This is a genomic window from Streptomyces sp. NPDC052052 (genome assembly GCF_040680455.1).
In the GTDB taxonomy this organism is placed as follows: domain Bacteria; phylum Actinomycetota; class Actinomycetes; order Streptomycetales; family Streptomycetaceae; genus Streptomyces.
In genome coordinates this window covers 1-11,304 of sequence record NZ_JBFAWU010000008.1, presented here as the reverse complement: position 1 = coordinate 11,304, position 11,304 = coordinate 1, and the positions used below count along the sequence as shown (strand labels likewise).

At 72.2% G+C, this 11,304-nt stretch carries 5 protein-coding genes; all 5 read left to right on the top strand.

Annotation, left to right across the window (positions count from 1 at the left end; translation table 11 throughout):
* Nucleotide 1 precedes the first annotated feature (1 nt).
* Nucleotides 2-781, top strand: a complete 780-nt coding sequence (locus tag AB0L71_RS11595; protein WP_365241005.1) for an alpha/beta fold hydrolase — start codon at nucleotides 2-4, stop codon at nucleotides 779-781.
* Nucleotides 782-1,016: 235 nt separating this feature from the next.
* Entirely contained in the window at nucleotides 1,017-7,286 is a 6,270-nt protein-coding gene (locus tag AB0L71_RS11590; RefSeq protein WP_365241003.1) for an amino acid adenylation domain-containing protein, read from the top strand.
* Nucleotides 7,287-7,398: 112 nt separating this feature from the next.
* Nucleotides 7,399-8,154 carry an SDR family oxidoreductase gene (locus AB0L71_RS11585; protein WP_365241001.1) on the top strand — a complete coding sequence of 252 codons (756 nt, stop codon included), beginning with the start codon at nucleotides 7,399-7,401 and terminating at the stop codon, nucleotides 8,152-8,154.
* Nucleotides 8,155-8,281: 127 nt separating this feature from the next.
* Nucleotides 8,282-9,286: a TauD/TfdA family dioxygenase gene (locus AB0L71_RS11580; protein WP_365240999.1), complete on the top strand. Its 1,005-nt coding sequence runs from the start codon at nucleotides 8,282-8,284 to the stop codon at nucleotides 9,284-9,286.
* Nucleotides 9,287-9,392: 106 nt separating this feature from the next.
* Nucleotides 9,393-11,304: condensation domain-containing protein (locus tag AB0L71_RS11575; RefSeq protein ID WP_365240997.1), on the top strand; the 1,912-nt coding region annotated here is incomplete at its 3' end.

Here is an 11,304-nt window from a genome sequence, read left to right as displayed (position 1 = left end):
CGTGCCCGGATCACCGGAGTGGATCCACCCGCTGCGCAGACCGTGCGGGCCCTACACCACGCGACTGGTCGTCTTCCCGTACGCCGCCGCCGGGCCCAGCTCCCTGCGCCCGCTGCTCACCAGGCTGCCCGAAACCGTGGAACTCCTCGGCGTCGCCCTGCCGGGGCGTGAACGCCGGTTCGGGGAACCGCCCGAGACGACCTCCGCGGAGATCGTACGCGGGGTGGCCGACGCACTGGCCGGGCGACCGGACCTGCCCACTCACCTGCTCGGGCACAGCATGGGCGCCGGCCTGGCCGCCGCGCTCGCGCTGGCCGACCCGGGGGCGTGCGAGGGGCTGATCCTCAGCGGCCGGCCACCCGGCTCCGTCGCCCACGACACGCTCCAGGGGCTCTGTGACGAGGAGATCGTCGGCTTCCTCTCCCAGGTGGGCAACACCCGTCCGGAACTGGTCCGTGACCCGTTCTGGCGCGACCGTGTCCTGAGGCTGTTCCGCAGCGACACCGCCCTGGACGTCCGCACCGTCGGCCTCCTTACGGGGATGCTGCGGGAACGCGTCCTGGTTCTCGGCGGCGCCGAGGACCCCTACGTCGACGTGTCCGCCCTGGCGGGCTGGGCGGACCGTACCACCGGGCCCTGCGAGGTGCGGGTCTTCCCAGGCGGCCACTTCTTCCTCCTCGACGAGGCTGTCCGGCAGGAGGTCGTCGACGTGCTCGCCGGCTTCCTGTCCGGAGAGCACGCCCGACCGGGCGCCCCGGCACCGGCGGAGCTGGTCTCCTGACCGATCCCGGAGTCACTTCACTTACGGCGCGGTGCCGGGTTCCCCACGGGAACCCGGCACCGCGCCGTATCCGTGTCCGGACCGCTCACCGCGCCCCCGCACTCCGGCATCCCGGCGGCAGACCGGCAACTCCCGGGGGCGATGTGGCCGCCCGGCTGCCGCCCGGCTGCCTGGAGAGGACGCCCGGGCCTCGGCACGATCCAGACAAGGACCCGAGCCCGAGGAAGGAGACGGAATGTCGATCAGCCACGAGGCGCCCGCAGGCCCGATGGCGAGGCGGCCGTCCCTCGAAGCGGCCCTGCCGCTGGCCCCCTTGCAGGAGGGGATGCTGTTCCATGCCCTCTACGACGACGACGGCCTCGACGTCTACACGATCCAGGTCGCCTTCGCCCTGCGGGGGCCCCTGTCCGTGCCCGCCCTGCGCAGGGCGGTGGACACCGTCGTCGGCCGCTACGCCTCCCTGCGCGCCGGGTTCCGGCTCCGCAAGTCGGGTGCGCCGGTGCAGCTCGTACGCCGTGACGTGACGGTGCCGTGGACCGAGCTCGACCTGCGGGGGCTGCCCGCCCCGGAGCAGCGCGAGCGGCTGATCCGCCACCGGGCCGAGGACCGGGCCCGGGGCTTCGACATGGCCACCCCGCCGCTGATCCGGATGACCCTCGCACGGCTCGCCGACGAGGAGCACGTGCTGGTCATGACGTACCACCACATCCTGCTCGACGCCTGGTCCTTCCAGATCGTCTGCGACGACCTGTTCACCCGCTACGCGCACGACGGCGAACCGGACGAGCCGGTCCGGGTGGTGCCCTTCGAGCGGTACCTCGCCTGGCTCGGCCGCCAGGACCGGCAGGCCGCGCGCGACGCCTGGGCCGCCGCGCTGGACGGCCTGGAGGAGCCGTCGCTGGTGGCGGCCGGCGCCACCGGACCGGACCGGGCGGCCCTGCCCCGTCTGCTGACCGCGGAACTTCCCGAGGAGACGACGGAGCGGCTGGTCGCGGCCGCACGCCGCTCCGGTCTCACCCTGAACACCGTCGTGCAGACCGTATGGGCGCTGGTCCTCAGCGGCCTCACCGGCCGTCAGGACGTGGTGTTCGGGCAGACGGTGTCCGGCCGGCCGGCCGAGCTGGAGGACGTGGAGAGCATCGTCGGACTGTTCATCAACGCGGCGCCCGTCCGGGTCCGGCTCGATCCGGAGGAGTCGCTGGACGCGCTGCTCGGACGGGTCCAGCGGGAACAGGCCGATCTGGAGCCGTACCACCACCTCGGCCTGACGGAGATCCAGCGGAGTGCCGGCCTGGGTGACCTCTTCGACACCGCCATCGCCTTCGCGAGCGCCCCGCAGGACTGGGACGCGACCACCGTCCACGGCGGCCTCAGGGTCGGGCTCGCCGACGACGGGACGGAGGACCAGCCGGAGGGCTGGACGCACTACCCGCTCAACCTGTCCGTACAGCCGGGCCGCACCCTCCGGATGGCCCTCAGCCACCGCGCCGACCTCTTCGACGACGCCGAGGCCGGCCGGATCATGGCGCGGGTGCGGAAGCTGTTCCTGACGTACCTGGACGCCCCCGCCATCCCCGTCGGCCGGGTCGGACTGCTCACCGGGGAGGAGTGGACGCGCGTCATCCGGGAGTGGAACGACACCGGGCAGCCGGTCCCGGCCACCACGCTTCCCGCGATGTTCCAGGCACAGGTGGCCCGCACCCCCGACGCCACGGCCGTGGTCTTCGGCGAACACGCCGTGACCTACGCCGAGTTCGCCCATCGGGTCACCGAGCTGACGGCAGTGCTGCGCGGCCGGGGCGTCGGCGCGGGCGACTTCGTCGCCGTCGCGGTGCCGCGCTCGGTGGAGCTGGTGGTGGCGCTGCACGCGGTGGTGGCCGCCGGGGCCGCGTACGTACCGGTGGACCCGGACTACCCGGCCGAGCGGATCGGCCTGCTCCTGGAGGACGCGGCAGCGGGCCTGCTGCTGACCACCCGTGCGGTCGCCGACCGCCTGCCTCCGGGGCCGCTGCCCCGCCTGCACCTCGACGAGCCGCTGCCGGCCGGCGGCGACGGGGGCCCGGCAGCGCAACCTTCCGTGCACGACCCGGCGTACGTGATCTTCACGTCCGGCTCCACCGGCCGGCCCAAGGGCGTCGTCGTCAACCACGCCGCCATCACCAACCGGCTGCTGTGGATGCAGGACCGCTACCCGATCGGCCCCGGCAGCCGGGTCCTGCAGAAGACGCCCTCCGGGTTCGACGTGTCGGTCTGGGAGTTCTTCTGGCCGCTGCACACCGGCGCCACCCTTGTCGTCGCCGAGCCCGGTGGCCACAAGGACGCCGCCTACCTGACCGGACTGATCCGGCGGGAGCGGGTGACCGACGCGCACTTCGTCCCCTCGATGCTCCAGGTGTTCCTCCAGGAGCCGGACGTGTCGGCCTGCACCAGCCTGCGACGCGTCTTCGCCAGCGGCGAGGCGTTGCCGCAGGAGACCGAGAAGCTCTTCTTCGAACGGCTCGGCGCGACCCTGCACAACCTGTACGGCCCCACCGAGGCCGCCGTCGACGTCACCTCCTGGGACTGCGAGCCCGGAGGGACCGGACCGGTCCCCATCGGCAGACCGGTGTGGAACACCCGCACCTATGTCCTCGACCCCGCCCTGCGCCCGGTCGCACCGGGGGCGCCCGGAGAGCTGTACCTGTCCGGCCGGCAGCTCGCCGACGGCTATCTGGGCCGCCCGGGGCTGACCGCCGAGCGGTTCGTGGCCGACCCGTTCGACGACGAGGGCAGACGCATGTACCGAACCGGGGACGTGGTGCGCCACACGCGCGACGGCAACCTCGAATACCTGGGCCGGGCCGACGACCAGGTCAAGATCCGCGGCCAGCGGGTCGAGCTGGGCGAGATCGAGTCGGCGCTGGCCGGGCACCCCTCGGTCGCGCATGCGGCGGTCGTGGTGCGGGAGGACCAGCCGGGGACACAACGGCTCGTGGCCTACGTGGTGTCCGCCGGCGCCCCTGCCGGGACGCCCGAACTGCTGGAGCACGCGGCGCGTTCACTGCCCGAGTACATGGTGCCGGCCGCCCTGGTGCAGCTGCCCGAGCTGCCGCTGACCCCCAACGGCAAGCTGGACCGCAAGGCCCTGCCCGCCCCTGTGCAGGCCCGTGCCGAGGGCGGGCGGCCCGCGCGGGGGCCGGTGGAGGAGTGCATCGCCGCCTGCTTCGCCGAGGTGCTCGGGGTATCCGAAGTGGGCGCGTCGGAAAGCTTCTTCGAGCTCGGCGGCGACTCCATCATCTCCATTCAACTGGTCGCGCGGGCCCGCCGCGCCGGGCTGGTGTTCACCGCGAAGGACGTGTTCACCCACCGCACGGTCGCGGCGCTCGCCCGCGTCGCCCGGCCGGTCGAGGAGCACTCCGCTCCGTGTCACGACGACGGCACCGGGGAACTGCCCGCCATGCCCATCACGCACTGGCTGCGCACCCTCGAAGGCACCAGCGACGCCTTCCACCAGGCGACGCTCGTCCGGGTGCCGCCCGCTGCCGCACCCGGGCAGGCGGCCGCCGCGGCGCAGGCGCTCCTCGACCGCCACGACGCGCTGCGCATGCGCCGCACCGCCCGGGACGGCGCGTGGGCGCTCCGGATCGACCCGTGCGGGCAGGTGCGCTCCGAGGACTGCGTGCGCCGGGTGCCTGTCGAGGGCCTCGACGCGGCCGGGCTGCGCGCCGCGGTCGCCGCTGCCGCCGAGCGAGCGGTCGGCGAACTCCGGCCCGACGACGGGCACATGGTGCGGTTCGTGTGGTTCGACGCGGGCGCGCGGGAACCGGGACGGCTGCTCCTGGTGGCGCACCACCTGGTGGTGGACGGCGTCTCCTGGCGGATCCTCCTCCCCGACCTGCGCACCGCCTGGGAGGCGGCCGGCCGGGGGGAGACGCCCGTGCTCGACCCGGTACCGACCTCCCTGCGCACCTGGGGCCGCCGGCTCGCCGAGGCCGCCACCGATCCTGCGAGGGTTGCGGAACTCCCCTACTGGCAACAGGTGGTGCGGCCTGGTGCCGAGGTCGCTCTGACCGGACGGTCGCTCGATCCGGCCCGGGACGTGTTCGGCACCGCGCGCTCCCTCACCCTGCGGCTCGCGCCGGAGGACACCGAACCGCTGCTCACCACCGTTCCGGCCGCGTACCGGGCGGGCGTCGATGACGTGCTGCTGACCGCACTGGCCCTGGCGGTCGGGGCTTGGCGGCGCACCCGCGGACACGGATCCGGCTCCGGTCTCGTGGTGGACCTGGAGGGGCACGGACGCGAGGAGATCGCCGACGACCTGGACCTCTCCCGCACCGTGGGCTGGTTCACCAGCCTCTACCCGGTACGGATCGACCCCGGCCCGGCCGAGTCAGGACACCTGGACGCGACCGGTGCGGACGCCGCACTGAAACGCGTCAAGGAGCAACTGCGTGCGGTCCCCGGCCATGGGCTCGGCCACGGGATGCTGCGCCACCTGAACCCCGTCACGGGCCCCGTGCTGGCCCCCCTTCCCGTGCCGCAGATCGGCTTCAACTACCTTGGCCGTTTCGCGGGTTCGGCCGACGGTGACTGGGAGCCGGCCGCCGAGTCGGACGTGCTGCCGCTGGGAGCCGACCCCGGCCTCGCGATGCCGCACGCTTTGGAGATCACCGCGGTGGCCGAGGACCTGCCGTCGGGCCCGTCCCTGGCCGCCTCCCTCACCTGGCCGGACGCGCTGTTCAGCGAGGCGGACATGAGTGAGCTGGGTGAGGCGTGGCTGACGGCGCTCCGCGCGCTGGTCGCCCACGGCGCCCGGCCCGGCGCGGGTGGTCTGACCCCCTCGGACGTGCTGCCCGTCGTCCTCGGCCAGGAGGAACTGCAGAAGCTGGAGTCCGCCCAGGGGCCCGCCGGGCTGACCGACGTCCTGCCGCTGACCCCGGTGCAGGAGGGGCTGTTCTTCCACCACCACTACGACCGGCGGGCCGTGGACGTCTACCACGTACAGCTCGTCGTGGAGATCGAGGGGGACGTACGGGCCGAGCGGCTGCGCGCCGCCTGCCAGGCCCTGGCCGACCGGCATCCCGCGCTGCGGGCCGCCTTCGTGCAGACCGCGAACGGCACCCCGGTGCAGCTCGTCCCGGGCAGCGTCCACGTCCCGTGGCAGGAGGCCGACCCGTGGGACGGGGGACGCGGCGGCGAGGCGGAGACACGGCGACGGCTGACCACATTCCTCGACGAGGACCGCAGGCGCGGGTTCGACCTGGAGACCGCGCCGCTGATGCGCTTCACGCTGCTGCGGACCGGCCCCGACACCCATGCCCTGGTCTTCACCAGCCACCACCTGCTGGCCGACGGCTGGTCGGTCTCCCTGATCACCCAGGACCTGTTCACGCGGTGGACGCAGCAGGACACCGGCCCGGTTCAGGAGCCGACGGCGCGGGTGCGCCCCTACTACGAATGGCTCGCCGCGCAGGACACCGCCGCCGCCGAGGACGCCTGGCGGGGCGCGCTGGACGGGCTCACCGGCCCCACCCTGGTGGCGCCCGACGCCGGCCCGGAGGCTCTCCCGACCCTGCCGGAGCGGGTGGTGGAAGAGCTGCCCGAGGAGCTGACCGCAGCGGTGGCCGCCCGGGCCCGTGCCTGCGGACTGACCCTCAACACCGTGGTGCAGGGCGCCTGGGCGCTGGCCCTGCACAGGCTCACCGGCCGCCGTGACGTCGTGTTCGGTGTGACGGTCTCGGTGCGGCCGCCGGAACTGCCCGGCGTGGAGGAGATGGTCGGCCTGCTGCTCAGTACGGTGCCGCTGCGGGTCCGGCTGGAGCCCGCGGACACGCTCGCGGCGCTGCTCGGCCGGGTGCAGAACGAGCAGATCGCACTGGCCCCGCACGCCCACCTGGGCCCGGCGGCCGTGCAGCGAATCGCCGGTCTCGGCCCGCTGTACGACACGTCGATGGTCTTCGAGAACTTCCCGCGCACGGTGGACACGTCGCCGCTGCCGACGTCCGCCCCGCGCATCACCGGTTTCTCCGGCCGGGACGCCTACCACTACCCGCTGAAACTCATGGCGGTCCCCGGCGACCGGCTGTTCCTGGAGATCACTCACCGCGCCGAGATCGTCCCGGTGGCCCGGGCCCGAGAGGCGCTGACGCACCTGCGGACCGCACTCGCCGCCTTCGCCGCCGACCCCGGCACGCCCCTGGACCGCCTGCTCGGTTCCGCGCCGGAGCCCGCGGTGTCCGAGCCGGCCCTCCCGGCCGCCCTTCCCGCCGGCACACCGGCCTGCCCGGCGTGGCTCCCGGCGCTCGTCGCCGACGTGCTCGGCGTCACCGGGGTCGGGCCGGACGACGACTTCTTCCAACGGGGCGGCGATTCCCTGCGCGCACTCCGACTGGCCGGGCGGGTGCGCACGGAGACCGGAATCCGCCTCGACGTGCGGGAGATCTACCTCGGTCGCACGGTCGCCGGAATTGCCGACCGTATCGCGAGGCAGGCGGAAAGTGTTTCCGGGCCGGTCGTTTTCTGATGCGACTTGCCGGAAGTACTGCCTGTTGCGGAATGCGGCCGAATGACACTCTGAAATGGATGCGAAAGCTGACGGGAAGGAACCGGAGAACGATGAAGAAAGGAACCCGGCCATGCGAACCGTCGTGATATCCGGAGCGTCGAGCGGAATCGGTGAGGCGACAGCGAGGCGTTTCGCCGGGTCCGGTGACCGGGTCTTCGGCCTGGATGTCCGCCCGCCGGCGGCGCCCACGGAGAACGTCACCTGGTACGAGACGGACGTGTCCGACTGGGACGCCGTGGACGAGGCCGTGGCCCGTGTGCATGCCGAGCAGGGCCGGCTGGACGTGGTGATCGCGAACGCGGGCATCAGCGTCCGGCACGGCGTCCTCGACATCCAGGAGGCCGAGGCCCGCCGCATCCTCGACGTCAATCTGCTCGGCGTGCTCGCTCTGTGGCGGGCGGCCGCCCGGTACATGGTCGCCGACGGCGGGGGAGTCCTGCTGGCCACCGGCTCGGTCAATGGCCACCGCGCCTTCCCCCGCTACGCCGACTACAACGCCAGCAAGGCCGGGGTCGCCGCGCTGTGCCGGACCTTCGCCCTCGAGCTCAGCCCTCACATCCAGGTGGCCTGCGTCTCCCCGGGGGCCGTGCTGACACCGATGCAGTTGGCCGAGTACACGCCGAAGATGCTGGACGAGGTGAATTCCGGTATTCCCGCCGGCCGGCACGCGGACCCCGCCGAGATCGCCGAGGCGTTCCATTACCTGGCCTCACCCGCGGCCCGATTCTTCACCGGCCAGGAACTCATCATCGACGGTGGCGAGATCGCAGGTTCCACCACCGCAGAATTCGGTACCGCGACCGTACCGGAAAAAGCCGTCTGCTGACCGGAAGACGTCCCCCGCCATCGCCTGGCCCCGACCTCGTTCCCGGGTTTTCCGGAAACGGCCACGAGGAATTCTCCGGCCGCTGCCGGACCGCAATTCAGGGCGCACCTGAAGATCGGAGAGTTTCATGAAAGACCTGAAGACGTACACGCTGGACGAAGCCGAGATCCTCGAACTGAGGGACGCCGTCGCCGAGCTCGGGAGCGCCGGGGCCTCGCCGGTGGAGCCGGAGTTCTACGACAAGTTCCCCGACTGCGACGATCTGCTGCCGGCCGGTCTGCGGACCTTCCTCACGGACTATCGCGACGACCCCGGCTCGACCGTCTGCCAGATCCACGGATTCCCGGTCGACGAGGCCACCGTCGGGCCGACGCCCGACCACTGGGAACGTCCCGACGGCTACGACTCGACCGTGGAGAACGACATCTTCCACGCCATGTGCGCCACGGCGCTCGGCGAGCCGTTCGCCTGGGCGACCCTCCAGTACGGCCGCATGGTGCAGGACATCTTCCCGATCCGGGGCGACGAGCACCGGGAGAGCGGCCACGGCAGCGACGCCTTCCTCCAGTTCCACACCGACGACGCGTTCCGCCCCGACGCCCCCGACTACCTGATGCTCTTCGGCGTACGCAACCCCGACGTCGTCCCCACCTACGTGGCCGCCGTACGGGACATCCGGCTCAGCGAGCAGGACCGCCGGCTGCTGTCGGAGAAGCGCTTCCACATCCTCCCCGACGACGAGCACATCAGGCAGCTCGAACTGCGGGCGCCCGACGAACCGATGCTGCGGCGCGCCATCGAGATGCGCGATCGCCCCGAACCCGTCCCGGTGCTGTTCGGGGACGAGCGCAATCCACGCATCCGCATCGACATCCCCTTCATGCGATGCGTCGGCGAGGACCCGGAATCGGCCCGTGCCCTGACCACGCTCCACACCGAACTCGAACGAGTGCAGCGCCCGCTCATCGCCGCCCAGGGAACCCTGCTCATCCTCGACAACCGCAGTGTCGTCCACGCCCGCGGCTCCTTCAGCGCCCGCTACGACGGTACCGACCGCTGGCTGCGAAAGATCGTCGTCGGCGAGGGCCTCGCGGCCGACGGCTTCAAGCCGCTCAGCAGAGTCCTGTTCTGACCGTCGGGGCACGTCCCCGTGCCCCGCGCCGCCCAGCGGCCCCACCACACACACGCCGACACCTTCACGTCGACGGCACGCCGATCATGAGAGGGACACAGTCGAAATGAATGAGCCCGCCGTGCAGAACACGCAGGCACCGGAGCCCCAGGGCACGGCGGACGGCCGTGTGTACCGCACCGAACGCCAGGAACTGCTGCTCCGCCTCTTCGCCGAGGTGCTCGACGAGACCGACATCGACATCCACGACAGCTTCTTCGAGCTGGGCGGCGACTCCGTCACCTCGATCGAGCTCGTGACCCGGGCACGCAAGGCCGGACTGCACCTGGAGTACCAGGACATCTTCGAGGGCGAGACGGTCGCGGCACTGGCCGAGTCCGCCACCGAGGTGGAGGGCGGCTCCGGCTTCGTGGCCGATGCCGGCCCCCTGGTGGAACTCGACGCCGAGGCCCGCACGGAGGCTGACGCCGCCTTCGCTGCGGCCGGTCCGGTGGAGGACGTGTGGCCGCTCACCCCGCTCCAGGAGGGCCTGCTCTTCCACGCCCTGTACGACGAGAAGAAGGCCGACCCCTACCTGATCCAGGCCCCTGTCGTGCTGACCGGCGAGGTGGAGCCGGCGCGACTGCGGGCGGCGTTCGACGGACTCCTGGCACGGCACGCGAGCCTGCGCGCCGGCTTCCTGGTGCGCAGCTCCGGCGAGCCGCTCCAGGTGGTGTGCGAAAAGCCGACGGTGCCGTGGCAGGAGATCGACCTCGGTGACCTCCCGGACGCCGAGCAGCGGCACCGCATTGCGGAGCTGCTCACCGCCGACCGGTCCCTGCGCTTCGATCCGGTGGTGCCGCCGCTGATGCGGGTGGCTCTGGTGCGGCTTGCGGCCGACCGGCATGTGGTGGTGCTGACGAGTCATCACATCCTGTGGGACGGCTGGTCGATGGCCCGGGCGCTGGATGAGGTGTTCGGGATGTACGCGGCGCGTGGTGACGCGAGCGGTCTCGCGCCGGTGGTCCCGTTCCGGGACTACCTGGCCTGGCTGTCCGCGCAGGACGAGGGCGCCGCCCTGGACGCCTGGACCGAGGATCTGGCCGGCTTCGAGGAGCCGACCCTGGTCGCACCGGGCGCGCCCACCACGGCCATCGCCCTCCCGGACCGTGTCCTGGGGTCGCTCGATGCGGAGACGACGGCGCGGCTGAGTGCGGTGGCGCGTGCTCGGGGGCTGACGCTGAACACGGTGGTGCAGGGTGCGTGGGCGCTGCTGTTGTCGAGTCTCACGGGGCGGCAGGATGTCGTCTTCGGTGCGACGGTGTCGGGGCGCTCGCCGGAGGTGGCGGGTGTCGAGGAGATCGTGGGTCTGCTGATCAATACCGTGCCGGTGCGGGTGCGGCTGGACCCGGAACAGCCCCTGGAGGACCTGCTCGCCGACCTCCAGCGCCGGCAGGCATCCCTCACCCCGTACCACTACGCCGGTCTGGCGCAGATCCAGCGCCGCGCCGGGCTCGGCGACCTCTTCGACACCTCCGTGGTGTTCGAGAACTACACCCAGGACCAGGCTCCCCACGACTTCTGGGACGCGCCCTTCCTGGAGGGCCGTGACCACGGCCTGCTGCCCGACGAGGGGGCCGGCTCCCGTGGCTTCGCCCACTATCCGCTCACTCTCGCCGTCTTCCCCGGTGAGGGACTCTCCTACGAGATCAGCTACCGCTCCGAGTTGTTCGATGCGGTGTTTGTGGGGGTGTTGGTGGAGCGGTTGGTGGGGTTGTTGGGTGTGGTGGCGGTGGATCCGGGTCGGTTGGTGGGTCGGACGGATGTGTTGTTGGGGGTGGAGCGGTCGCAGGTGTTGGTGGGGTGGAATGACACGGGTGTTGTGGTTGGTGGGGAGACGGTGTCGGGGGCGTTCGAGGCGCAGGTGGCGCGGGTTCCTGATGTGGTGGCGGTGGTGGATGGTGAGGTGTGTTGGTCGTATGGGGAGTTGGATGCGCGGGCGAATCGGTGGGCGAGGGAGTTGGTTGCGGCGGGGGTGG

Excerpts from the sequence above, each read along its gene's own strand:
- AB0L71_RS11590 (WP_365241003.1), top strand. The coding sequence starts at position 1,017 with ATGTCGATCAGCCACGAGGCGCCCGCAGGCCCGATGGCGAGGCGGCCG.
- AB0L71_RS11585 (WP_365241001.1), top strand. The coding sequence starts at position 7,399 with ATGCGAACCGTCGTGATATCCGGAGCGTCGAGCGGAATCGGTGAGGCG.
- AB0L71_RS11580 (WP_365240999.1), top strand. The coding sequence starts at position 8,282 with ATGAAAGACCTGAAGACGTACACGCTGGACGAAGCCGAGATCCTCGAA.